At 51.6% G+C, this 337-nt stretch carries 1 pseudogene; it reads right to left on the minus strand.

What is annotated here, in order from left to right:
• Positions 1-314: pseudogene (locus BHE89_RS23085) on the minus strand (hypothetical protein); the annotation flags it as partial.
• Between the last annotated feature and the right edge of the window lie 23 nt (positions 315-337).

Consider the following 337-nt stretch of genomic DNA (forward strand, 5'->3'; position numbering starts at 1 on the left):
TTTTTCGCTGAGAAGGTTTGTCTTGATGTAACGGACTCTATCCCCGTCCGCTGTCTCAACAACGGTTCGGACATAGCCGTACTTGGCAACGGTGCCTTGTACTTGTGTGACAGAATTACCCGGTAAACCGAGAGCTGGATAATGTCCGACTCATAGATGTGGTTTACCTGGCGCAGCTTGGTGTCCAAAGGAATGAGAACCCCATTCTTGGTTTGGTACACCTGATCAACCCTGCCGTGCATGGGCACCGGCTGTGTGGTTGATATGTCCTGTTCGGACAAAAACAGAGTGGCCGAGCGCAGCTCATAAGGCATGTTCTCTGATTTCCACCACGCCC

Origin of the sequence: Shigella sp. FC1967 (assembly GCF_001743005.1) — a bacterium.
Taxonomy (GTDB): domain Bacteria; phylum Pseudomonadota; class Gammaproteobacteria; order Enterobacterales; family Enterobacteriaceae; genus Proteus.